Source organism: Sulfuricurvum sp. (genome assembly GCF_031427015.1).
Classification (GTDB): Bacteria; Campylobacterota; Campylobacteria; order Campylobacterales; family Sulfurimonadaceae; genus Sulfuricurvum.
In genome coordinates this window covers 302,308-325,324 of the sequence record NZ_JASJOW010000002.1, presented here as the reverse complement: position 1 = coordinate 325,324, position 23,017 = coordinate 302,308, and the positions used below count along the sequence as shown (strand labels likewise).

General features: G+C 42.7%; 25 protein-coding genes. 8 read left to right on the top strand and 17 right to left on the bottom strand.

Going from position 1 to position 23,017, the window contains the following annotated elements:
- Positions 1–16 precede the first annotated feature (16 nt).
- Together RMO68_RS04085 and RMO68_RS04080 are read right to left on the bottom strand one after the other, a co-directional pair.
- A complete protein-coding gene (locus RMO68_RS04085) occupies positions 17–1,162 on the bottom strand; it encodes an aminoacetone oxidase family FAD-binding enzyme (protein WP_310439437.1) in 1,146 nt (381 codons plus the stop codon).
- Positions 1,163–1,732 carry a hypothetical protein gene (locus RMO68_RS04080; protein ID WP_310439436.1) on the bottom strand — a complete coding sequence of 190 codons (570 nt, stop codon included), beginning with the start codon at positions 1,730–1,732 and terminating at the stop codon, positions 1,163–1,165.
- 63 nt (positions 1,733–1,795) lie between these two features.
- Here RMO68_RS04080 and rimO point away from each other — a divergent pair, with 63 nt between their 5' ends.
- On the top strand, positions 1,796–3,112 hold the full coding sequence (gene rimO / locus RMO68_RS04075; protein WP_310439435.1) for a 30S ribosomal protein S12 methylthiotransferase RimO: 1,317 nt from the start codon (positions 1,796–1,798) through the stop codon (positions 3,110–3,112).
- Positions 3,105–4,121, top strand: a complete 1,017-nt coding sequence (tilS, locus tag RMO68_RS04070; protein WP_310439434.1) for a tRNA lysidine(34) synthetase TilS — start codon at positions 3,105–3,107, stop codon at positions 4,119–4,121. Before rimO ends, tilS begins: the two co-directional genes overlap by 8 nt.
- On the opposite strand, the gene lon is transcribed toward tilS, so the two are convergent.
- Positions 4,075–6,498 (bottom strand): endopeptidase La, encoded by a 2,424-nt coding sequence (gene lon / locus RMO68_RS04065; protein WP_310439433.1) that lies wholly within the window; start codon positions 6,496–6,498, stop codon positions 4,075–4,077. The genes tilS and lon overlap by 47 nt on opposite strands.
- Positions 6,499–6,515: 17 nt before the next feature.
- Positions 6,516–7,232 carry an outer membrane protein assembly factor BamD gene (locus RMO68_RS04060; RefSeq protein WP_310439432.1) on the bottom strand — a complete coding sequence of 239 codons (717 nt, stop codon included), beginning with the start codon at positions 7,230–7,232 and terminating at the stop codon, positions 6,516–6,518.
- Between the two features lie 130 nt (positions 7,233–7,362).
- On the opposite strand from RMO68_RS04060, the gene fliW reads away from it, so the two are divergent.
- Together fliW and RMO68_RS04050 are read left to right on the top strand one after the other, a co-directional pair.
- Entirely contained in the window at positions 7,363–7,752 is a 390-nt protein-coding gene (fliW, locus tag RMO68_RS04055; protein ID WP_310439431.1) for a flagellar assembly protein FliW, read from the top strand.
- Positions 7,745–8,506, top strand: a complete 762-nt coding sequence (locus tag RMO68_RS04050) for a pyrroline-5-carboxylate reductase (RefSeq protein ID WP_310439430.1) — start codon at positions 7,745–7,747, stop codon at positions 8,504–8,506. Before fliW ends, RMO68_RS04050 begins: the two co-directional genes overlap by 8 nt.
- 3 nt (positions 8,507–8,509) lie before the next feature.
- Here the strand turns inward: RMO68_RS04050 and RMO68_RS04045 are convergent, their stop codons facing one another.
- From RMO68_RS04045 to RMO68_RS04015, 7 genes are read right to left on the bottom strand one after another with little or no spacing between them, the layout of a single operon-like run.
- Positions 8,510–9,160: a hypothetical protein gene (locus RMO68_RS04045; protein WP_310439429.1), complete on the bottom strand. Its 651-nt coding sequence runs from the start codon at positions 9,158–9,160 to the stop codon at positions 8,510–8,512.
- The gene (locus RMO68_RS04040; RefSeq protein ID WP_310439428.1) at positions 9,157–9,681 is read right to left on the bottom strand and encodes a hypothetical protein; all 525 of its coding nucleotides are present in this window, start codon (positions 9,679–9,681) and stop codon (positions 9,157–9,159) included. Before RMO68_RS04040 ends, RMO68_RS04045 begins: the two co-directional genes overlap by 4 nt.
- Complete coding sequence (locus RMO68_RS04035; RefSeq protein WP_310439427.1) at positions 9,678–10,715, bottom strand: hypothetical protein; 1,038 nt, start codon at positions 10,713–10,715, stop codon at positions 9,678–9,680. Before RMO68_RS04035 ends, RMO68_RS04040 begins: the two co-directional genes overlap by 4 nt.
- Positions 10,709–11,554, bottom strand: a complete 846-nt coding sequence (locus tag RMO68_RS04030) for a tyrosine-type recombinase/integrase (RefSeq protein WP_310439426.1) — start codon at positions 11,552–11,554, stop codon at positions 10,709–10,711. The genes RMO68_RS04035 and RMO68_RS04030 overlap by 7 nt, the downstream gene beginning before the upstream one ends.
- Positions 11,555–11,566: 12 nt before the next feature.
- Positions 11,567–12,190: a lysophospholipid acyltransferase family protein gene (locus RMO68_RS04025; protein ID WP_310439425.1), complete on the bottom strand. Its 624-nt coding sequence runs from the start codon at positions 12,188–12,190 to the stop codon at positions 11,567–11,569.
- The gene (gene miaB / locus RMO68_RS04020) at positions 12,183–13,481 is read right to left on the bottom strand and encodes a tRNA (N6-isopentenyl adenosine(37)-C2)-methylthiotransferase MiaB (RefSeq protein ID WP_310439424.1); all 1,299 of its coding nucleotides are present in this window, start codon (positions 13,479–13,481) and stop codon (positions 12,183–12,185) included. The genes RMO68_RS04025 and miaB overlap by 8 nt, the downstream gene beginning before the upstream one ends.
- On the bottom strand, positions 13,481–13,723 hold the full coding sequence (locus RMO68_RS04015; RefSeq protein WP_310439423.1) for an HP0268 family nuclease: 243 nt from the start codon (positions 13,721–13,723) through the stop codon (positions 13,481–13,483). Before RMO68_RS04015 ends, miaB begins: the two co-directional genes overlap by 1 nt.
- A gap of 166 nt (positions 13,724–13,889) precedes the next feature.
- Here RMO68_RS04015 and nusA point away from each other — a divergent pair, with 166 nt between their 5' ends.
- The gene (gene nusA / locus RMO68_RS04010) at positions 13,890–15,020 is read left to right on the top strand and encodes a transcription termination factor NusA (RefSeq protein ID WP_310439422.1); all 1,131 of its coding nucleotides are present in this window, start codon (positions 13,890–13,892) and stop codon (positions 15,018–15,020) included.
- Between the two features lie 101 nt (positions 15,021–15,121).
- Here nusA and RMO68_RS04005 read toward each other — a convergent pair whose 3' ends face one another.
- Positions 15,122–16,075, bottom strand: coding sequence for an ABC transporter permease (locus tag RMO68_RS04005; protein ID WP_310439421.1), 954 nt, complete (start codon positions 16,073–16,075; stop codon positions 15,122–15,124).
- A gap of 77 nt (positions 16,076–16,152) precedes the next feature.
- Complete coding sequence (locus RMO68_RS04000; RefSeq protein ID WP_310439420.1) at positions 16,153–17,496, bottom strand: porin; 1,344 nt, start codon at positions 17,494–17,496, stop codon at positions 16,153–16,155.
- Between the two features lie 251 nt (positions 17,497–17,747).
- Between RMO68_RS04000 and RMO68_RS03995 the strand changes: the two genes are divergently transcribed.
- Positions 17,748–18,170: a hypothetical protein gene (locus RMO68_RS03995; protein ID WP_310439419.1), complete on the top strand. Its 423-nt coding sequence runs from the start codon at positions 17,748–17,750 to the stop codon at positions 18,168–18,170.
- 41 nt (positions 18,171–18,211) lie between these two features.
- Here the strand turns inward: RMO68_RS03995 and fabI are convergent, their stop codons facing one another.
- From fabI to gap, 4 genes are all read right to left on the bottom strand, one after another.
- Positions 18,212–19,036, bottom strand: a complete 825-nt coding sequence (fabI, locus tag RMO68_RS03990; protein WP_310439418.1) for an enoyl-ACP reductase FabI — start codon at positions 19,034–19,036, stop codon at positions 18,212–18,214.
- 3 nt (positions 19,037–19,039) lie between these two features.
- Entirely contained in the window at positions 19,040–19,759 is a 720-nt protein-coding gene (locus RMO68_RS03985; protein WP_310439417.1) for a triose-phosphate isomerase, read from the bottom strand.
- Between the two features lie 17 nt (positions 19,760–19,776).
- Positions 19,777–20,967, bottom strand: a complete 1,191-nt coding sequence (locus tag RMO68_RS03980; protein WP_310439416.1) for a phosphoglycerate kinase — start codon at positions 20,965–20,967, stop codon at positions 19,777–19,779.
- Positions 20,968–21,035: 68 nt separating this feature from the next.
- A complete protein-coding gene (gene gap / locus RMO68_RS03975; protein WP_310439415.1) occupies positions 21,036–22,073 on the bottom strand; it encodes a type I glyceraldehyde-3-phosphate dehydrogenase in 1,038 nt (345 codons plus the stop codon).
- 78 nt (positions 22,074–22,151) lie between these two features.
- Between gap and nadD the strand changes: the two genes are divergently transcribed.
- Positions 22,152–22,685: a nicotinate (nicotinamide) nucleotide adenylyltransferase gene (nadD, locus tag RMO68_RS03970; RefSeq protein ID WP_310439414.1), complete on the top strand. Its 534-nt coding sequence runs from the start codon at positions 22,152–22,154 to the stop codon at positions 22,683–22,685.
- Complete coding sequence (gene rsfS / locus RMO68_RS03965) at positions 22,682–23,014, top strand: ribosome silencing factor (RefSeq protein WP_310439413.1); 333 nt, start codon at positions 22,682–22,684, stop codon at positions 23,012–23,014. Before nadD ends, rsfS begins: the two co-directional genes overlap by 4 nt.
- The last annotated feature ends 3 nt before the right edge of the window (positions 23,015–23,017 follow it).

The window sequence follows — 23,017 nt, the reverse complement described above, 5'->3', positions numbered from 1 at the left end:
CTCTTATTTGAAAATATTATAGCGTAATTGATGAAGCACAAACCACGCCAGAGCTAAATGCCCACTGGAAGTTATATCCCCCTAACTCCCCCGTCACGTCCACCGTCTCACCGATAAAATAGAGCCCTTTTATTTTAGTACTTTCCATCGTCTTCGGGTCTAACTCACTACACGCTATCCCGCCACGACACGCTTCGGCTTTACTCAGACCAAACGTCCCTGAGGGTGCCATGGCGTAATGACGAATACTCGAAAGCTTGTCAAATTCCTGAGAGCTCAAGCGATTACACGCCTTATCTTCCAACCCCACCGCCTCTAAAAAAGCTTTCATAAACCGCTTAGGAAGAGGGATTGCCGTAGAGATATTTTTTTTCTCATTTTTAAGCCTACTTAAATCAAAATCGGGAGCGAAATCGATCACGATCTCCCCTTTGAACCAATAAAGCGATGCAGAGAGGACAACGAGACCGCTTATCCCTTTATGGGCAAAGAGCAAATCCTCATCCAATATTTTTCCTGCCACCATAATGCGGGCGGGAAAACTGATCCCGCTAAGTTCTTTCATCCAGAACTCACGCGGTTGCAGTGTGAGTCCTACCAATGCAGGGGAAAACGGCACAGTTTGTATCCCGTAATTTTGAGCGATTTTCAATCCGATATCGCTTGCGCCGAGTTCTTTGTAACTTGCGCCACCTGTTGCGACAATAACCTTATCCGCGCTAAACTTCCCTTTTTCGGTCACAACAACAAATGGTTTTTGCCCCTCTACGGAGAGGACTTTACCTCCCAATAACATATCACACCCGCTTGATTTTCCTACCAAAATCGAAATTACCTCATCGGAACTTTTTGGACAAAAATAGTAGCGCTCTTTTCGAATTACCGGATGCAATCCCCCCTCTTTAAAATAGTCCAAAAGGGCTTTTTGGGAGAAATGGGAAAGTGCATTCGATACTAATGTTTCATCCCCTAAAAAATGAGTCTCATCTACCTCTACGTTGGTGAGGTTGCATTTGCCCCCGCCGGAAGCTTTGAGTTTCAGCGCAGGACGGGTATTTCCCTCGATAATTGCAACAGAGAGGGAGCTGTTTTGGCGTATCTGCGCCGCGCACATCAGCCCACTCGCCCCACCGCCGAGAATAATCACATCGTAGTGTTTCATTTAACGCTTAATCAGTCGAAGCGCCAAGCCCAAACTCAACAACGAAATAGCAATAATATGGTGAGTGTCTAACGTACGGTATCCAAGTAAAAGGTGGATAATAACCAAAACGACACCAATGTAAAGAATCTTGTACCATGCTTTGACGTGCGGAGTGATGGAAAGCACCAGCAACGCCCCAAAACCGACGGTTAAAAACAAATGGGAAATAAAAAGTTTCCCCACAATCGAGAGGGAAAAATCATGCGCTGCTATAAATAATAACAGATGGAGCAACGCATAACCGACCGAAAATCCACCTAAAAGCTTTTTAAATTCCACCAAATCAAAACGGATATAGGTACGCAAAGGTTGAACCCAAAAGGCAAAGATAAGGAGCCATAATGCGCTCCATCCTGCAACACTCGAGAGAAAATAGAGCTTATTTTTCACTACAGGGAGAGAAGATGAAAAAGCATTTTCACCCCATACGACCAATTCATCAAACCACGCTATCCCTGATCCGTAAAGAAAAAATATACCCATAAACATCAACGGGACTAAAGCTAAAAGGACGATTATATATCTCATGTTGAAAGTGTATCAAATTCTCTCTTGGATATAATACGTTACTATTTTTTTCAAAGGGACAGAATGTCTAAAAAGCTTCATATCGTTTCACTCGGTTGTACCAAAAATCTCGTCGATACTGAGGTTATGCTCGGACGGCTCAAAGATTTTGAAATGACCGATGAGAGCACTGAAGCAGACGTTATCATCGTCAATACCTGCGGATTTATCGATGCGGCAAAACAAGAGTCACTCAACACGATTTTCAATCTCGATGCAGGACGCAAACGTGATTCGGTTCTCGTCATGGCAGGATGTCTTTCTGAGCGGTACAAAGAGGAGCTCTCTGCGGAGCTCAAAGAGGTCGATATTTTCACCGGTGTCGGCGATTATGACAAAATCGATGAACTCCTTGCCGCCAAACAAAGCCGATTTACCCCTGAGGTTTATCTGATCGACGGTGCAGAGCGGGTCGTAACAGGATCAACCTACCATGCTTATGTCAAACTCTCCGAGGGGTGCAATCAAGTGTGCAGTTTCTGCGCCATCCCCTCGTTTAAAGGGAAACTCCATTCGCGTGATTTAGAGAGCATTGCCTGCGAGGTCGAAGGACTGGTTAGCAAAGGGTATTATGATTTCAGTTTTGTCTCCCAAGACTCCAGCTCGTATCTGCGGGATCAAAATACGCAAGACGGCCTTATTCACCTCATCAAACGGATCGAATTGATCGACGGAGTAAAAAGTGCTCGGATTTTATATCTCTACCCTTCGACTACAACGTTGAAACTGATCAAAACCATCGGTGATTCGAAAGTGTTCCATAACTATTTCGATATGCCGATACAGCACATCAACGACGATATGCTTCGCATCATGAAGCGTGGATTCGGAAAAGCAAAAACCCTCGAATTGCTCAATGCTATGAAAGCGTTGCCGTCTTCCTTTATCCGCACCAGCTTTATCGTCGGTCATCCGCAAGAGTCTGAAGCTATGTTTGAAGAGATGGCGGAGTTTGCCGCATCGTTCGGGTTTGATCGCCTCAATGTCTTTAGCTACTCCGACGAAGAGGGGACGAGTGCGTATACCATGGAGGAGAAAATCCCTACCAAAACGATCAACGCCCGTGCCAAAAAGCTAGGGCAAATCGCTGTAGAGGTTGAAGTTGCTAGTTTAGAAAAACTCGTTGGACAAGAAATTTCACTCGTTATCGACGGTGAGAGCGAAGAGCATGAATTCCTTCTAAGTGCCCGAGCGCTCAACTGGGCACCCGATGTGGACGGCGAAATCTACGTCAACGACCGTGAAATCGTAGGTGAACTGAGCTTCGGTAAAATCTACCGTGCCCGAATCACTGAGCTTGCCGAAAAACGCCCCTTAGCGACCGTAACGGGAAATGTCTGAGCTCCTCCATCTCGACCTGCTACGTGAGGGGAAAGCCCTCCTTGCATTTTCAGGAGGGGTCGATTCGACTGCCCTCTTTCATCTTCTTCTCGACCACAATATCTCTTTTGATATTGCACATGTAAACTACCACACACGTGATACCAGTGACGCAGAAGAACAAAGTGCAATTGCCCTCGCACAAAAATACAATTTGCAATACTATACCCATTCATGTCGATTAAAAGGGGCTAATTTCGAATACCGCGCACGCGAAGAGCGTTACCGATTCTTTGATTATTTAATGAAAAAACACGGCTATACGTATCTCTTGACGGCACATCAGCTGAATGATCGACTGGAATGGCTCATGATGCAAATATGCCGAGGTTCCGGACTACCTGAAATGTTGGGGATTAAATCAAAAGATTCCCGTGAAGATATTATGATTTTACGTCCGCTGTTGGAATGGGATCGAGATTCTATCGAGACGTATCTTCGTGAGCGTCTTATCCCTCATCATATTGATGAGAGCAATGCAGATGAGCGCTATACCCGAAACTTTTTCCGTCATCGCTACAGTGCGCCGATGATGCGCGACTACCGAGATGCCATTCGTCGCAGTTTTCGCTACCTTGAAGAGGACAATGATTCCCTTATAGATGTGATGGAATTTATAACGGTAGAACAGCTCTCTTATGCCGCCAATCCACCTAATCTCCGCTCGCTTCTCTATGGGATTGATCGCTTTTTTAAAGCACAGGGTTATCTCCTAAGCCAACACGATAAAGAGGCACTGAAAAAAGGGGGAGACCATATCATGGGGCGTCATACTATAGTATCAATTGAACGTGATTATACGTTTATCGCTCCGTATGAACATAATGTCGTCATGGATAAAGGGTTTCGAGAGGAGTGCAGAGCGTTAAAAATAGCTTCAAAACTTCGGGGATATCTCTATGGTTCCCCCGAAGCGATGAGTGTTATGCGTCGATTAAAAGGCGCTCCAACACCTCTTCAATTCGACTGACCCCAACAATCTCGATGGCTGATTTTACTTCATCAGGAATATCACTCAAATCACGATCGTAGTTTTTCTGAGGAATAAGGGCAAGTTTCATCCCCGCTCGGTGTGCCGCAATGAGTTTCTCTTTCAATCCGCCGATCGGAAGCACGTTTCCGGTCAGCGATACCTCACCCGTCATCGCGATATCAGCACGCACTTTTTTGTTTGTGAGGATTGAGGCAATAACCGTGGACATCGCTATCCCCGCACTCGGGCCGTCTTTAGGGGTAGCTCCATCAGGAACATGGATATGCAGATCAAAGCGCTTATAGACTTCACTCGCATCGACAGGCAAGTCGCTTTCACGCTCAGCGGGAGAAAGAGGAATGATAGAGTGATCAACCGTTATTTTCCCCTCGTCAATCAGGGTCTTGACGACCGAGAGGGCGATGCGGGCAGACTCTTTCATCACGTCTCCCAAACTTCCCGTCAGCTGTAACACCCCTTTACCGTTGATCCGAATGGCCTCGATTTTGAGAACATCTCCACCTACTGCGGTCCATGCAAGCCCGTTAACAACACCGATACGATCGATGTGATCGGTACGGTCAATCTCAAAAATTGTTTTTTCCAAGAACTCTTTGAGATTTTTCAAACTCACCGTCACTTTTTGGGTAGTCGGTTCTTCAAGAATCTTTTTCGCCGCTTTACGGACGATATCGGCAACACGTCGTCGAAGGTTACGAACCCCCGCTTCACGAGTATGTTTTTCGATCACTTCGGCCAGTGCCGTTTTAGAAATTGAAAGCTCAGCTGTTTTCAAACCGTGCTTTTTAAGCTCTTGAGGAATCAGATACTGTTTGGCAATCTGAAATTTCTCTTGCGGCGTATAACTGCTGACCGAAATAAATTCCATACGATCACGTAACGGTCCCGGTATCTGCCCTACATCGTTCGCCGTTGCGATAAAAATTGCTTTAGAGAGATCAAGATTAAAATTGAGGTAATAGTCTCTAAAATGGGTATTTTGCTCAGGATCGAGAATCTCCAACAACACCGCCGTCGGATCACCGCGATGCGATTTTGCCACTTTGTCGATCTCATCGAGAACGATAACAGGATTCATCTTTTTCGCTTCGATCACACCCTGCACGATGCGCCCGGGCATTGCACCGATATAGGTACGTCGGTGTCCGCGCAATTCGTTAACATCTTCCAATCCACCCAGTGCAATCCGCACGAGTGGACGTTTTAAGGCGGTGGCAATGGAGTTGGCAAGAGAGGTTTTACCCACACCCGGAGGGCCCGCAAAACAGAGAATCGCCCCTCGTCCCTCTTTGTCGGCTATGCCGCGAAGCTCCAACAACTCTTTAACCGAGAAAAACTCTAAAATACGCTCTTTCGGTTTTTTGAGCGAAAAATGATCTTTATTGAGCTGGTTTTCAACATCATGAATATTGAGTGCTTTTTTGGATTCCTCACCGTAAGGAATTTCAAGCACCCATTCGAGATACGTTTGAATCATCCCCGCATCGGCACTGTCAGGGTGCATTCGTGCAAAACGCTCCAGCTGTTTGTTGATCTCTTTATAGGCGTCAGGATGCATTTTCTCTTTTTTAGCCTCGAGTTTTTTACGAAACTCCTCAATCTCTTCATCCCGATGCGTATCGGTTCCCAGCTCTTTTTGAATCTGCTTGAGCTGCTCTTTCAAAAAATACTCTTTGTTCACTTTCTCAATACGCGAATGCACTTTTGATCGGATCTCTTTTTGGAGTTTATTCGCTTCAGTCTCTTCGATCAACTCATCGATAAGCATCAAAAAGCGCTTTTCAGGGTCACGTTCGATAAAGAGTTTATAGGCGTTCTCTTTTTTAATTTTAATCGAACTGCAGATTAAATCGACGATACGGTTGTACTCATGATTTTCTTCGATAGTACGAAGTAAATCAGGGGGAAAATAATTACTTACTTGCGAAAGGGCACGTACTTTTTCACGAAGCACTTCCAAAATGGCGTCCATTTTGAGTTCATTCACTGTGCGGGATGCTATCAAATCGACGTGGGCACGCAGTGGATTATCATGTACCATTTCCATAATATGTCCGCGTGCCAGCCCTTGAAAAAGAACTTTTATACGTCCATCAGGTAAAACCACTTTACGCATAATAGAGCCGATAACACCGGCATCATAGATCGAATCGCCGTCACGCTCCCCTTCATGTTCAGGTTTTACGGGGCAGACGATAACAAGAGAGTTATTCTCAATCGCTTCCGCTGCCGCAGCAATATTTTTTTCATCATTCAAAAAAAGAGGGGAAATCATAAACGGGTATAAAAAAAGCTCATCCTCCGCTATGACGGGTAGATTAGTCGGAAAAGAGCTGTAATTACTAAGTTGCATTGCAATAAATCCTATTTTTATTTACTTTCGTTATCGTCCATCGATATAACGTTTCGGGTTTGCGGAATGAGAAACTCATACCAGCTGCTACTGCCGTCTCCCTCAAACATCTCTTTATACCATGCAATATCTGCATGCACAACTTCTTTAGAATCAATCCACGTTACCGGAGCCATTGCACGATAGTAACCGGCTCCTTTTGGTTTACCTAAACGCTCATACAATTGTGCGATTTGTTCATTTAAAACCCCGCGTGCCAGTTGCAATTGTGTTTCCATCGAATGAACCAACGGCAAATAGATTGAATAAGGGTAATTTACTTTAAACGTATCAACCCCTTTTAGTGTTTCATCAATCAACCCTTGGTCACGTCCCGGATTAGGAAGTGCTAAAAATTTCGCTTTAATTTTTAAAAACTCTGCATATTCGCGTCCCTCTGGGGTAGCATAGCGGCGAATATATTCATCTAAAAAATGCTCTGCCAATAAATACTCTTCATGTGCCATATGAGCTTGCGCCATAATCATCGTCGCTTCCGATAAAAAAGGTGAACTGATATGTTCGCTTTGGAGTGAACTAAAATAGCTGTCCGCTTTTTCCAAATTTCCGTTAGAAACCGCACTCACCATCTTTTCGTACCAATATTCCGCAGGTTTATTATACTCTTCGAGATCTTTACCGCATCCGCTAAGTAGAATGAGTGCCGTCATTGCGATGAACCATGTTCTAATCATTGATAAACCCTACGCTATTTTGAAATTATGAGCTATTTTACCGTAAAGAGATTAAACACCCCTGCAAAAGGTTGAAACTTTTTACTTTGATGTGTTAAAATCAGACCATCAATGATACAAGAAGGTAGTTATGCAGTTTGATTTAAAACTTCCCCTGCTCGGTTTCGATGCAGTCTCGAAGATGGAGCTCCAAAAAATCGATGAAATTTTTTTACGTTTGGAAAGTATCGGAGAAGGGCCGTCTTTTACCCTCATTAATCCTTTTGCACTGCGCGAATACTCTTTTGATATCCCCTCTTCCCTGCAAGCTTTGATGGGAATTACCCCTCAAAGCAATCTTCTAATCTATAATATTATGATTTTGCAAACACCGATCGAAAAATCAACGGTTAATTTTGTCGCTCCCCTTATTTTCAACACCGATAATCAAACCATGGCACAAATTATTATTGACAACCGTGCCGATTTCGGAATAGCCGAACCGATTAAAAATTATCTTAAGGGTCCAGATGATGTCTAAATCGATCACTTTTATCGGTAACGGCAAGATGGCGCTTGCCCTTGCGAAAGGACTGTGTGAAACCCACACTATAGAGGTGATTGGTCGAAGTATGAGCGCAATAGAGAAATTTGAGCAAGCGCTCAACACCCATGTAAAAAAAGCTCTCTATAGCTCTGCGGATATCACCGATAAAACTATTATATTGTGTGTCAAGCCTGCAAACTTAAAAGAAATCGCTCCGTTATTAAAAGGAAAGGCTGAGGTTCTCTATTCCGTCCTTGCAGGAACGACATTGGAGGCTTTAAAATCGATCGATGCCCGTTATTATTGCCGTACTATGCCGAATCTTGCGGCAGAAGCAGGTGCTTCGATGACCTCTTTGGTCGGCGATCAAGAAATTTCAAACCAAGCAATCGCTCTTTTTGATTCTATTGGTCAAACCCTTTGGCTAGGCAGTGAAAAAGAGCTCGATATCGCTACGGCACTTGCTGGAAGCGGACCCGCTTATTTGGCGCTCATTGCCGAAGCACTGTGTGACGGTGCGGTGCGTGAAGGGCTAAAACGTGATGATGCTATGGTTTTAATGCGAGGTCTTTTCGAAGGATTTGGAAAACTGATTCAAACAACCCATCCCGCCCTTTTAAAAGACAATGTCATGAGTCCGGGGGGAACAACTGCCGCAGGATACGGCGCGATGGAAAAAGGGAAAGTTCGCGAAGGGTGTATGGAAGCAATTCATGCCGCCTACACTCGTGCTAAAGAGATGAAATAATCCCTACTGATGTAACGGAACGCTTTCTGTTTCCTTAGCTTTTTGCGGTTCAAAGGGTGAGATCACTTCTGGTACCTCGGGGACAACCTTTTCACTTTTCTTCTCAGGGACGCTTTTCTCTTTGCCTTTATTCGGCATCTCTTTTTCCGATGGTTTATTATGTACTTTCATCGTAAAACTGGAGCGAATTTTATCACCGTCTCTCACAAAATGGATCGGAAAATTGACACCGATCACCCATTCACTTTGATTAATATTTTCAAGAAAGTTATAAAAACTTTGCGGTGAAGTTATTTTAGAAGTTGCATTAACTTCATACACTTTAAACGTTCCATTACTATCAAACGTTGTCACTTCCGTCAAATAAAGATCCGTAAACTCTTTCTTATAAAGACGCTCGAATCGATCCGGATTAAACATCGTATCAAAAGCGCCTATGACATGACGATTTTGCGCTTTGAGATCTTGAAGACGATTGTAGGTATTGTCATATCGATTTTGGGCAAGTTCTAATTGCTGAAACTCTTTTTTACTGTCCAATCGAAGCGATCGATACTCTTTCCCTTTTGGGATTAAAAACAAAAATGAAAATGCGACTACTCCGATGAGCAAGAGAAGGGAGAGTATTACGACGTAAAGTGTTTGACGGTTCATTGGTCCTCTTCTTTGCTCTCATCGTCTAAATAATTGGTGGAAACGAATTGATACCATCCATTTTCAATCGGATAAAAGCTTGTGTAGGTACGATGAAAAATAGAGCGTAACGGAGCATGCAACATATATTCATAGGTATCTTTATTCGGCGTTGTTCCATAGAGAATGAGTGATTTTGATTCCAACTCGGCGCGAGAAAGGGTAATATCTTCCGGTACAAGATCAAAAAGATTACGGATGCTCTCTTTCATAACCGTATTCTCTGTTGTCACCTGTTCGGCTATTTTTGCTTCTGCTTCAATCGTTTTTATTTGCTCTTCCATCTCTATAATGGAGTCTTGTAACGATTTCTCTTTTTGTGCTACATTCTGACGCTCATGTGCAAAATCATATGTTTTGTATCCTAAAAAAGTATAGGTTCCCACAAGCATCGCAATGGTTACAATAAAAAAGAAAAGGACAAGCCGCAATTCACCGCTGATTAATCTTTTAGGGCGAGGGGTAATAAAACTATGTTTCACATCCCCTCCTCTTCAGCCATTGCAAGTGCAATAACCTCTTCGGTCAAATCAATATGCCGAATCGAAACATTTAAAAAAAGTTCCTCTTCAAGATAACGCTTCAACTCGTCACCGCTGCCGTAAGCATCTGCAATGTAAACCGTTTCAACAAAGCGATTTTGGCACAGCTCTCCTGCATAAAAACGTACTAACGTACGCTGAATTAGTTCAAATCGGTAATAGTCGTTATTAAATTGATCCATCTCATGTTTTATATCACTGCCACGAGGAGAGCTAACCCGCTTTTCTTCATAAGTCGGCTCATCTTCACTGAATTCCGCAATCTCTTCAAGGGTATCCAAATCTTCAATATCGCTCAAATCATCCAGCTCATCAAGAATATCCAAATCATCAAGCGATTCGATATCATCAAGACTTATACCTTTTTCAGCTTCGTCTTCTTCTTTAATCTCAATCGAAAAACCGACACTATTATTGTCCTCTTCAATGGATAACGTATTTTTCTCATTCATTGGGTAATGATGGGCATATTCAAGCTTTCCATACTCAAATATGGCAATACTGAACGAATCTTTTTGTGCCAAAGCATAAAGGGCGAATCCCCCTTTAATCTTATCTGCAAAAAAATGTTCTAGGATGGAAAAAGGGGAGAAAATAAAATCAAGTCCAATTTTCTTATACTCTTTTTCCAAACTGTTAATCCCTCTCATCGAACTGTACAAAAGCCATTTGTCATTACGACAAATCGTTTTTGTACCGCTTAGATCCTCCATCATTTCAGCACCGTGGTGTGAACATCCGGAAAGGGCCCCTTGTTTCGGTTCAGGATTCAAAAGTGCCACGTAATGCAAAGGAGACTCTTCAAAATACTTTCGGAGAAATAAGAAGAGGTCTTCATACGAAGAAGATCCCTCAAAATGTTTGCTCTCTTTATAAAGAACTTTTTTTTGTTTTTTCGCCACAATACGGACATCGTGCGCTTCCCCATCATGGACAATAGCGATAAAGATTTTTCGGTATAACCGCGCTAGCACTTAGAGTCCTCATGAGTTTGGCATAATGGATGTGATTGAAGGTAATGATCCATTTTTAGAGCATTTCCTAATTTCGTATAAATCTGTGTCGTGGCCATACTTGCATGACCTAATAATTCGCTAACATCGGCAATTCTTGCCCCATTGTTTAACAATTCTGTTGCATACGTATGACGCAATTGATGTGGGGTCACTTTGAGTCCAACCTTTGCGAATGCCTTAATAATGGTATATCTTAGACTATTTTCGCTTAATTTTTCACCTTTATCCTCAAATATATATTCTCGTGAGGGATTGCTACGAAGGTAATTTTGTATCATCATACTGATAGACTCTAACATCGGTATATCTCTCTCTTTAGAACCTTTCCCGCGAACACGAGACCATCCGTTATCTATATCACTGATGCGTAAATGAGAAAGTTCAGAGATTCGAAGCCCCATCGTATAGAGAAGTATGATTGCTAATGCCGCTAGAGGTTCAGCATGTTGGAGGGCATGGTTAATCTGCTCATTCGTAATCGGTTTAGGTAGAGTTTTCGGAATTTTAATACTTTCATCACCGGATAAGACAACACCCTTTCCTTCCGTACGGAGATATTTGACAAAACTTCGTATAGCGCTAAGTTTAGCGGCAATCGTTTTGGCTTTTAAATGGGCGATTTTAAGGCGTAACGGCATTAAATTAATACTTAGTTCACCCGACATAGTATCAATTTCTGCCACATGGAGCATTTCATCAATCGCATCATGATAACTTCGTATCGTAAGGGGAGAATAACCGGCAATCGCATCGAGATATTTTAAAAATGCTTCTTTTGCACTGAAAAGTTCATTCATATTAGAAACTCCCTAAAATGCATGCTCCATGAGCTTTGCTTTAATAAGCGCTTTTGCTTCTTCCATTTCCAATCCGTCAAGATCAATCGGTTCCGAAGTATAAAAATCAAGGGTTCCGAACGGTTTGGGTACCGTAAAGCGATCCCAACTCGGAAGTTGCCAATAGTGTGAGGGGACACAACTGTAGACAATGACTTTTGTTTTGCGCTTCTGAGCCATAATTACCACGCCGTCACTCATCTCATGGCGGGGTCCTTTAGGCCCATCGGGAGTAATACCGATATCATACCCTTCTGAAAGTGATTTAAGCCCTTGAATTAATACTTTTGCCCCTCCGCGTGTCGTTGAGCCGTGAATGGTTCCCAGTCTAAAATAACGCATAATTCGGGCAATAATTTGACCGTCAAAATGATCAGAAATCAGAACATTGGCTTTTGGAAATTGACGAAACTGATAATATAAGTAAGGCTGCATCAATAAATCACCGTGCCAAAAAGCAAAAATAACCGGTTCGGTTGGGATAGTTTGAGGAAGATGGAATCGTTTCGTGTTTGTGAAATATATAAGGCGAATCAGAAAAGTTCCGATAGGGGGGATAAACCACAACGCAAGCTTGCGAAGAAGTTCTTTACGCAATGATCTCTCCGTACTGAACGTTACGTGAAACCTCTGTAATTTTTACTTTCGCAATTTTACCCAGCCACTCCTCGCTCCCTTTGACTTTAATCGAAAGGTTGTTATCACTTCGACCTGCAACATACCCGCTCTCACGCAGTTCTTCAAAATAGACCTCAACGACTTTACCTAAATTGACGGACTTCATCGAGTCAAGTATCTCATCATGGCGCGCTTGCAGCCTGTTGAGTCGTTCCGAACCTACTTCTGAATCGACCTCTTCCATTTTTTCTGCCTCGGTCAACGGGCGCGGAGAATATTTAAAACTAAAAAGTTGCTCAAAACGAACCTGATTAAGCACATCCATCGTATCTTCAAAATCCTCGTCACTTTCACCGGGAAATGCCACGATGATGTCGGTACTGATACTGACATCGGGGACCATCTCGCGCAGTTTACGAGCGCGATTTAAAAACCATTCTTTCGTGTATCCACGTTTCATCGCTTTAAGAATTTCACTTGATCCGCTTTGAAGCGGCATATGCATAGATTTGCAGATTTTCGGATTACGGGCAAACTCTTCGATAAATTCATCATCCATATGCAACGGATGAGGAGAGGTGAAACGGATACGCTCTAGCCCTTCCACAGCACTGACACGGCGAAGAAGCTCCGTAAAATTCATTTTTTCATTTTCAGCTGAAAAACGGCGACCGTAATTGTTGACGTTTTGACCGAGTAAAAAAACCTCTTTTGCTCCGTTTTCAACCGCTTTACGTACTTCGGAAACAATCAAATCGGCCGGAATAGAGATCTCGTCTCCACGAGTTTTCGGGACAATACAAAAGGTGCACTGCTTATCACACCCGATTGAAATATTGATATAGGCTTTGTAAGGGCTACTACGGAAATCTTTGAAAGCAAACTGTGATTCATCGTAGTCAATCTCGATCTCAACTGCACGATCGCGGTGCAATACCTCCGCGATTTTAGAAACATTACGGGCACCGAGTACAAAATTAACATACGGAGCACGCTTGATAATCTCTTTTCCCAAATGAGACGCCGTACATCCGCATACACCGATTTTGGCATCCGCTTTTTTGAGTTTGTTAAAAACTCCGAGTTCGGAGAAGAGTTTGTGCACCGGTTTTTCACGAACCGAGCAGGTGTTAATGAGGATTAGGTCGGCAGAACTCGCATCATCGGTCAGTTCATACCCTTCATGCGCATTGAGTTCTGCGATCATGTGCTCGGAATCACGCACGTTCATTGCGCATCCGAGTGTCTCGATAAAGAGTTTTTTAGGCATTAGAGGATATGAACCTCGTACATGTATTCATTTGCGGAAAGTCCATACTTTACTTCACGCATGTAAAAACTTTTTCCTTCCCCTTCGAAATGATCTTGCAATGCTAAAAGATCTTTGTGTGAATTTTCACGATCGAAATAAAGAATTGATGAATTGCTTTTCTCTACCATTTCAGTAATTTTTTTAAGATCGATTTTACGCGGTTTTGAGTCGTGTTCGCTACGTGCGAGTTTGAGTTCCATTGGATTTCCCTTTTTTAGTAGAGTTCTTGATATTAGGGGGATTATAGCGGTGATATGATAAATATCCTATTAAGAGAAATTTATGTATAATACTTATTCCTTCATAAAAAAAGCTTTCCCAACCAACCAATTTTTTATGAGTTACAATCATTAAGAGGATAGTCCTATGGAAAATATTTTAGACATTATTGATTCAATCGCCAATGAAAAAGGGCTTAGCCGTGAAAATGTCCAAGAGGCGATCAAAACCTCTTTTATCCAAACTGCCAAACGAATTATCAATCCGACATTTGCTTTTGAAGCCGATATTGACGATCGTACCAAAAATGTAAAACTACGTCAGATCATTACCGTCGTTGCCGATGATGCACCTGAAATCGAAGGTGAAGAAGCGGGTGCGTATATGGGTATCACAAGTGCTTTAGAGATTGATGAAGAAGCAGAAATCGGCGATCAGCTCCAAATGGAACATGACATTGAAAGTTATGGTCGCAGTGCATTCGCTACCTTGCACCGAGAAATCGAATTTCATATCCAACGCCTTGTGGAAAATGAACTCTACGATAAATACAAAAGTAAAATTAATCAAATCGTCTCCGGTCGCGTTACCCGAGTTGATAACGATCAAAACACCACGATCGAGATAGATGAAATTCGTGCCGTTCTCCCTATGAAAAGCCGTATCAAAGGTGAAAAATTCAAAGTCGGCGATGTCGTCAGTGCAATTGTTCGCCGCGTCCATGTCGATAAAGCCAATGGCATCTCAATGGAGCTCTCCCGCACCGCTCCTAAATTTCTCGAAGAACTTTTGGCGTTAGAGGTTCCTGAGATCAAAGACGGTATCGTCGTCATCGAGAAATGTGCCCGTATCCCCGGTGAACGTGCGAAAATCGCCCTCTACACCAACCGCCCGCAAATTGATCCGATCGGTGCGACTGTCGGAGTACGGGGTGTCCGTATCAATGCGGTGAGCGAAGAGTTATGCGGTGAAAATATTGATTGTGTCGAGTACAGTTCATCTCCGGAACTTTTTATCTCTCGAGCAATGTCTCCGGCAATTATTAGTGCCGTTGTGGTTTCCGAAGAGGGGGATGAGAAAAAAGCGGTTGTTACCTTACCGAGTGATCAAAAATCTAAAGCAATCGGTAAAAGCGGAATCAATATCCGTCTTGCTTCAATGTTGACAGGCTATACCATCGAACTCAACGAAGTAGGTGGAAGTGTTCAAATGGGCGAGAAAACCCAAGAAGAGAAAAAAGAGGGGCTCAGTTCACTCGAGGCTCTTTTCGGTAATTAAATACGCCAAGGGAGCAAAGCCCCCTCGGCTACGCTAACGCTGAGTTCTCTTCGGCAGAGAGCCCACGCGCAGTCAACCGCGCTTATATTACTCACTTACTTTTATCTTTTCACAAACGGGTTAAGCTTCAACAACACCGCATCGGCAATCTGATTGCCGATCAGCGTTAAAAATGCAGACATCATCAAAATCCCCATAATCACAGGATAATCTCGACTCATTGCACTTAAATAAAACAACTGCCCCATCCCTTCAATCCCAAAAATAGATTCAAGAATTACCGAACCTCCTATTAATCCCGGAAGTGAAAGTCCGAGCATTGTCACGATAGGGGGGAGAAGATTAGGGAGAATGTAATGGCGGATTATTTTTCTCTCCTCGATCCCGCGAGCACGCGCAAAATAAATATAATCGCTTTTAAGAATTTCAAGGGTGAGTGAGCGGATATACAGAACCAAGCTCCCAACGCCGACAAATACCATTACCAGGATCGGTAATGTCAAATGCCATCCCATATCGAGATAGTATCCAAATCCCTCAGGGGGTTCTAGCGAATGCATCCCTGCAATCGGAAACCACCCTAGCGTAACGCTAAGAATCATCATCAGCACTAGCGCAAGATAATACGAAGGCATCGCAAAACTTAGCAGTGCAAACTGACTCAAAAAAGTATCCACTTTTTTTCCATGAGAAAGTGCCGCTTTGATCCCCATCCAAAGTGATAATACAAAGGTTAGTACCATTGCAATTATGTTCATCCACAGTGTCACAGGCAAACGATCGGCTACTACTTCAGAAACTTGAATGCCACTCACAAATGATATACCGAAATTAAGGGTAAAAAGATTCCCTACCCAATCAATATATTGAAAGAATAAAGGCTTATCAAGTCCATATATAGCACGTAGCTGCATAATCGCTTCAGGTGTCATGTTGGGGTTGAGTTCACCCCCCATAAAACTGTTCGGCGCCATATGAATCGCTCCAAATGAGAGAACAGAGATCAAAAACAGCATCAACAATGTATAAAGTAATGATTTGAGAAAATATTTCATATAAATGATTATAGCGAAAGAGGAGAAAAGTGTAAAAGTGGAGTTCATCCCCTAAAGGGGACGAGAAGTAAAAACTCTTAGAAATTAAGAGTCAAGTATGCTTGGACAGATTCATAACGTCTACCTGTACCTACACCTGCACCATTTTCTTTATTTTGATCATCCGCATCGGTTGAGATATATGCCAATGTTGTATCCAACGGTCCAAAAGATTTAGAAACTGTCAATGCAACTTCTGTCATATCAGTCCCATCAACTACAGTTACTGATTGTGCTTTTGTATCGTTAACACTTACATCTGTATAATAAGCACCGATTTTTGCAAATCCTGCATTGTACTCAGCTGTTACATTCCAAGATTGTGCATCAGGAGCACTTACGTATCCATAGTTCCACCATGCTTCAGTATAAAGTTTTGATTGTGCACTACTAAGGTTATTAGTCCCAACGTTAGAGATTTTTAAAGTCCCTTCATCATCCACTTTTGAATATGCCGCTGAAACTTTTAAGTTTTCGATTCCTTCATAACCAAGTTTAAATGCATACGCTTCAGAATCTTTAGTTACACCATGTGCTTTTAAAAGACCTTTTGGAGACATATCAGCATATTGTGCACCGATTTTTACACCTTTTACCAATTGGCAATCGATATCTGCTTGCAACCAGTATGCATCTGCAACCGCACCGACGTTATAGTACCACGCTTGCGCAGCAAGTGGTTTGAATGAGTTATTAATAGCAGCAACGGCATAAGCACCCTCTTCAGCAAATGAATAGAATTCTGCACCTGCGCCCATGATACCATCAATTCCAGTATCAGTAGAGTTTTTAATACCGATTGTAGCCGTTGTGTTTTGACCCACGTTATAACCGTTGGTTTTCCCTACCCATGCAGCGATCAATGTAGTATCCGGGATATCTTGATTGATAAGAACGGCACCTTCAAAAGTATTTGCCGCTACTGACCATTTTTCAGAAAAAGCAAACGGAGTATCAAGCTCCATACGACCTACTTTTGCCGTTGTTTTACCGAATGTACCGGCAATCCAAAGTTCACTCACCCATGACGTATCTTTCAAATCTGAAGCATCAACTGTACCGTCTGAAACTCCACCATGCGCACCTGACCATACGTTTCCGACAAGGTTATTTTCCAATCCGAGAGTGCTGATCGCATATCCGGTAACACCGAATGATACACCTTTAAGTAAATCACCCGTCACACCAAGACGGAGTGCAGTATCGGCACTACTACCAGGTTTATCGAATAAACCGCTGTCTGTGACACCACCTGCGGTATAATCTTTAGTATTGGTGTCATAAAAAACTTTTGCATCACCGTTTACTTTTACATTATCGATTGCGAATGCACTTGCTCCAAGCAACACTGCTGCTGCAAGACTCATTTTAACTAACTTCATTGATTCTCCTTAAGTTAAGCTTTACCTTATGTTTTTGTTTCGTCGGGGTTAATTGTAACGCTGCAATTCTTAAACAAAGCTGTGATTTTTAAATTTCATTTACTTACTGTTTACCCAAACAAAGCCCCTATTTTACGGAATACGACATTTTTGTAAGATTTTTAAAATGAATAATCATCATAAATATGAGCCTCTTTTATGGTATAGTATAAGTTAGTATCAAATTATCAAATAAATCAAAGGATTCTACAATGAATGTTTCGCACGTTTTCACCGCAGTTACAGCCTTATTATTAATAAGCGGTTGCGCTAATCGCGAAGGAGTTTCTCCCTCTCAAAATAAATCGCTTCAAATCGTTTCACCGAGTACTACGGCAGTATCGGAAGGTGGAGGAATGCAACGCTCGCTTGATGCATGGTTAAAAGAGGAGTGGACACCGATGACGAAAACTGTCCCCGTCGAAACCAAAACAACTGCACCCGATGGTACAGTAGTTACCACCACGACTATGGTAGAAGTCCCTGAGCCTGAAGATAATGAGCCGTTTACCTTACAAAAATATGCGGATAAATGGAAAGTGTATCATGAGAATAAAGCGAAAATGAATGAGGGGAAACCTAAAGAGCCTTCTCATATTGAAATGATGGGTACTCTTCCGGTTGTAGGGAAGTAACGTTTTGTAACATAGTTATTCCGCAAACGCGGAATAACTATTTATTTTCTCTCATCCCAAACAAAAACACTTTTGCCTTCACTGTTTTTATCAACTGCAGCCATACCCATAATATTATAGCCCGCATCCACATAGTGCACTTCACCGCTTACGCCGCTTGAAAGATCGCTTAAGAGATACATTGCAGAATTTCCAACTTCTTCGATCGTAACATTTTTACGAAGCGGCGCATTGGCTTCGTTCCAATTAAGAATTTGTTTAAAATCACCTATCCCGCTTGCCGCAAGTGTTTTAATCGGCCCTGCACTGATCGCATTAACACGTTGACCTTTAAGTGCGCCGAGTTCGACTGCCATATAACGTACACTTGACTCTAACGCCGCTTTTGCAACCCCCATAACATTATAGTTAGGGATATATTTCGGTCCGCCGAGGTAGCTAAGGGTAATAATCGATGCACCCGGAGCTAAAACACTCTCCAAACGGTTTGTCAAATCGATAAAGGAATAGACCGAAACATCCATTGCGATCTGAAATGCACTTTTAGAGGTTTTCATAAATCCCTCGGTTAATGCTTCTTTCGGAGCAAAGGCTACCGAGTGAACCAAAAAGTCAATCTCTCCAAAATCTGCCGCCACTTTAGCCGCAATAGAGGCCATATCCGCTTCGTCTGAAACATCAAGCTTATATACAGGTGAGTTGTTAAAACTCTCAGCTATCGGCTCTACCCGTTTTTGTAATGCTTCGTTTAGATAGGTAAACGCCATTTGCGCCCCTTGTGCGTGAAGCGCTTGTGCAATTCCGTATGCGATTGATTTATCGTTGGCTAATCCAACAATGAGACCTTTTTTACCTTGCATTAACATCGATTATTCCCCTTTTTCTGTGTTTAATTCTGCTGCTTGCGCAATCATATCGCAAAAATCGTTTGCACTTAACGAAGCTGAACCGACAAGAATGCCGTCCACATTCTCTAATGCCATAATTTCACCTGCGTTTTCTATCTTTACACTTCCCCCGTACAATAAGGGAGCATGGGTTTTAGTACGAAGTACTCCATGCAACTGTTCAATATCACCATTAGAAGGGGTTAATCCCGTGCCGATAGCCCATACCGGCTCATAAGCAAGAATCAGATCCGAATAAGAGAGATCAATCCCCTCAAATTGCTTTTCAATATAAGCCATTAACGACTCGTTCCCCTCTTTACGTATCTCAAGAGGCTCACCCACACAATAGACAATTACAAACCCCTGTTGAGCAAAAAAACGGAACTTTGCCGCAATTTGTTCTTGTGTCTCACCAAGAACATGACGACGTTCAGAATGACCGATTAAAATCGTTTTAACACCAAACTCTTCGAGTTGCTCCAACGCAATCTCTCCCGTAAAAGCACCGTTTTGAACAGGATAACCGTTTTGAACACCGATCAAGACATTACGAGGATCATGATCCAGTGCGGTAAAAGGAGGAAAAACAATAATCGTGTCTGTGATATCGTTTGCACTGACAAATGACTCGACTACCGCCATATAGGCGCGTGTCTCTTGACGCGTTTTGTTCGCTTTAAAGTTGGCACACAAAATCATGACCTATCTCCTTCAGTTTATTTCAATAGAGGTTTCACACCCGGAAGAACCTTGCCCTCAAGCAATTCCAATGATGCACCACCGCCGGTAGAGATAAAACTCATCTCTTCATCCAAACCGATACGTTGTACCAGATCAGCGGTATCACCGCCTCCTACGACTGTCGTCGCATAGGAATCTGCTACGAAATGGGCAATCTTATTCGATCCGCGTGAAAAACGGTCCATTTCATACACGCCCATCGGGCCGTTCCATAGAATCGTTTGAACATCGTTCAATACTTGTCGGTACAATCGTACGGTAGCCGGTCCAATATCCAATCCCATCCATCCTGTCGGAATCTCTTGGACACTGCAAAGACGACTCATCGCATCCGGTGCAAATTTCTCGGCTGCAACCACATCAACCGGAAGATAAAATTTTACACCGAGGCGTTTGGCTTCATTCATGATGTTCATCGCTTCATCCAACAAATCATCTTCAACCAAAGAGTTCCCTACATCATGCCCCAATGCTTTTAGAAAGGTGAATGCCATCCCTCCGCCGATTAATACTTTATCAACTTTTGGTAACAAATTGATCAATGCTTCAAGTTTACCTGAAACTTTAGAACCTCCGACGATCGCGGCAAACGGTCGAACCGGACGATCCAAAAGGGTTCCAAAAAACTGAATCTCTTTTTGAAGTAAGAAACCCGCAGCTTTGTGTGCCGCATCAAAATGCTGTGTAATCCCTTCAACGGAAGCATGAGCACGATGGCTTACACCAAACGCATCATTAATATATACGTCTGCCATACTAGCCAAAATGGAACTAAGCTCCGGATCATTTTTCGTCTCCCCTTTTTCAAAACGGAGGTTTTCTAATAACAATACTTCACCCCCTTGAAGTTTAGAGGAGAGCGTCTTTGCACTTTCTCCCACAACATCTTCAGCCATTTTGACATCAATTTTAAGCAATTGGTTCAATCGTCGAGCAATAGGGGCAAGGGTGTACTGTATATCAGGCTCCCCTTTAGGTCGCCCAAAATGAGATGCTAAAATAATCGCACACCCTTGATCAAGACAATAATTAATCGTTGAGAGTGCCGAACGGATACGTCGATCATCGGTAATATTGCCATAGTCATCCATTGGGACATTAAAATCACATCGGATAAATACTTTTTTACCGTAGATGTCACACTCTTTGATATTTAATAATTCCATTTTTTCCTCTTACTGTAAGATTATCAATCATATATGTATTTGGGCTTCCTGCCGAAGGAAACCCAGTGTTAACGTTGCACGTCGGAGCTTTGCTCCGATGGCGTCCAAGACATAATAAATAACGCCATTTCGATAAGACGATTGGAATAGCCCCATTCATTATCGTACCACGCCATGATTTTTATCATATTCCCATCGATAACCTGTATGAGGTCATCTGCCACTGTGGCACTAAAAGGTGAACCGACAAAATCTTGTGAAACACGATAACGCTCATCAACTTCCAAAATTCCAACCATCTGGTTTTTGGCATACGCTTTAAAAAGAGTGCTAATCTCTTCTTTAGAGGTACGACGCTTAACCACAACATTCAAATCAACCATAGATACATCGGGAGTAGGAACACGAACACTCTGCCCATGTAATTTCCCCTCCAATGAAGGCAATACAATACTGATCGCTTTCGCGGCACCGGTCGTCGTAGGGATCATGTTTAATGCAGCTGCACGAGAACGACGTTTGTCACTGCCATGTGCCGTATCAATAATCGCCTGTCCGTTTGTATAGGCATGTATCGTTGTCATAAGCCCTTTTTCGATCTCAAAAGCTTCGTCAATGATTTTTGCAATCGGCCCTAAACAGTTTGTGGTACACGATGCATTCGAAATAATCGACTCCCCCTGATACAGATGTTCATTTACCCCCAACACGAATGTCGCAATATCACTGTCTTGGGTCGGAGCGGAGAGAATAACCTTTTTCACCCCTTTTTCCAAATGATGACGCGTTGATGCCCCGGTTAAAAATAGACCGCTGCATTCAAATACGACATCTGCTTCAAATAGACCGAAATCAAGATTTTCGGGATTCTTTTCACACATGATTCGAACCTTATTGGTTCCTATTTGGAGATACTCTTTATCCACTATCGCAACATCTACCGCAAATGAACCGTGTACCGAATCATTTTGCAACAGATAAAGGAGCATATCGATTGAAGCCATGTCATTAATCGCGACAAGTTCTACATCATCACGCATAGCAATGAGACGGGTAACGCAGCGGCCGATCCGGCCAAATCCGTTAATTGCAATCTTCAATGCCATTACCTAATCCTCAACACAATATAGAGGGTGATTTTACCAAAAATCGGTTATAATTTCGATTAAAAGAAGTTAAGGTTTATGAAGCTTGCACTCTATGGCGGAAGTTTCGATCCGCCGCATGCCGGACATGTTGCTGTTGTTACCGAAGCTTTGAGAGTTTTACCGATTGACAGGCTCATCATTGTCCCTGCATGGCGCAATCCGTTCAAACCTTCGATAACTGCTAGCGCAGCTGCACGCTACTGCTGGTTAGAAGAAATTTTCAGCCCCTATGAAAAAGTCGATATCAGTGATTTTGAAATTGCACAGGGGCGTAGCGTATATACGATTGAAACGGTCAAACATTACGCTCAGAAAAGTGATAAGCTATACCTCATTATCGGGGCAGACAATCTCGAAAAGTTGCCAAGTTGGCACGCTTTTGACGAGCTAAATACGATGGTGCATTGGGTCGTCGCTACACGTGAAAAGACTCCGATCCCGGACAACATGATTCGGCTCACAACTCGTGTTTCGGTCAGCTCAACCGACTTTCGGTCTTCCTTTATCCCTTTAGGATTAGAACCCGATATCGAAAATAAAATCATTACATACTATAAGGAACATCTGTGAATCCAAGAATTGAAAAAATAAGTGCTATTCTCGATCAAAACAAAGCTGAAGCCATCGAAGTATTCGACCTTCAAGGAGGAGACTACTTCGCCGATTACGTTATCCTCGCATCATCATTAGGAGAGCGTCATACCATTGCGCTCCTTGACCATCTTAAAAAAGGTCTTAAACCGGAAGAGCAGTTTTTATACGTCGATGAAAGCGGTGATTGGGTTGCCATCGATTTGGGGGATATTCTTGTTCATATTCTTACCCCGCAATACCGTGTTAAATACGATTTAGAAAGCTTTTTGGGTGAAATTGCCGCACGCAAAAATAAAGGACAATAGTCT

Coding starts and splice junctions, on each gene's coding strand:
- RMO68_RS04085 (WP_310439437.1), bottom strand. CDS start 1,162: ATGAAACACTACGATGTGATTATTCTCGGCGGTGGGGCGAGTGGGCTG.
- RMO68_RS04080 (WP_310439436.1), bottom strand. CDS start 1,732: ATGAGATATATAATCGTCCTTTTAGCTTTAGTCCCGTTGATGTTTATG.
- rimO (WP_310439435.1), top strand. CDS start 1,796: ATGTCTAAAAAGCTTCATATCGTTTCACTCGGTTGTACCAAAAATCTC.
- tilS (WP_310439434.1), top strand. CDS start 3,105: ATGTCTGAGCTCCTCCATCTCGACCTGCTACGTGAGGGGAAAGCCCTC.
- lon (WP_310439433.1), bottom strand. CDS start 6,498: ATGCAACTTAGTAATTACAGCTCTTTTCCGACTAATCTACCCGTCATA.
- RMO68_RS04060 (WP_310439432.1), bottom strand. CDS start 7,232: ATGATTAGAACATGGTTCATCGCAATGACGGCACTCATTCTACTTAGC.
- fliW (WP_310439431.1), top strand. CDS start 7,363: ATGCAGTTTGATTTAAAACTTCCCCTGCTCGGTTTCGATGCAGTCTCG.
- RMO68_RS04050 (WP_310439430.1), top strand. CDS start 7,745: ATGTCTAAATCGATCACTTTTATCGGTAACGGCAAGATGGCGCTTGCC.
- RMO68_RS04045 (WP_310439429.1), bottom strand. CDS start 9,160: ATGAACCGTCAAACACTTTACGTCGTAATACTCTCCCTTCTCTTGCTC.
- RMO68_RS04030 (WP_310439426.1), bottom strand. CDS start 11,554: ATGAATGAACTTTTCAGTGCAAAAGAAGCATTTTTAAAATATCTCGAT.
- miaB (WP_310439424.1), bottom strand. CDS start 13,481: ATGCCTAAAAAACTCTTTATCGAGACACTCGGATGCGCAATGAACGTG.
- RMO68_RS04015 (WP_310439423.1), bottom strand. CDS start 13,723: ATGGAACTCAAACTCGCACGTAGCGAACACGACTCAAAACCGCGTAAA.
- nusA (WP_310439422.1), top strand. CDS start 13,890: ATGGAAAATATTTTAGACATTATTGATTCAATCGCCAATGAAAAAGGG.
- RMO68_RS04005 (WP_310439421.1), bottom strand. CDS start 16,075: ATGAAATATTTTCTCAAATCATTACTTTATACATTGTTGATGCTGTTT.
- RMO68_RS04000 (WP_310439420.1), bottom strand. CDS start 17,496: ATGAAGTTAGTTAAAATGAGTCTTGCAGCAGCAGTGTTGCTTGGAGCA.
- RMO68_RS03995 (WP_310439419.1), top strand. CDS start 17,748: ATGAATGTTTCGCACGTTTTCACCGCAGTTACAGCCTTATTATTAATA.
- fabI (WP_310439418.1), bottom strand. CDS start 19,036: ATGTTAATGCAAGGTAAAAAAGGTCTCATTGTTGGATTAGCCAACGAT.
- RMO68_RS03985 (WP_310439417.1), bottom strand. CDS start 19,759: ATGATTTTGTGTGCCAACTTTAAAGCGAACAAAACGCGTCAAGAGACA.
- RMO68_RS03980 (WP_310439416.1), bottom strand. CDS start 20,967: ATGGAATTATTAAATATCAAAGAGTGTGACATCTACGGTAAAAAAGTA.
- gap (WP_310439415.1), bottom strand. CDS start 22,073: ATGGCATTGAAGATTGCAATTAACGGATTTGGCCGGATCGGCCGCTGC.
- nadD (WP_310439414.1), top strand. CDS start 22,152: ATGAAGCTTGCACTCTATGGCGGAAGTTTCGATCCGCCGCATGCCGGA.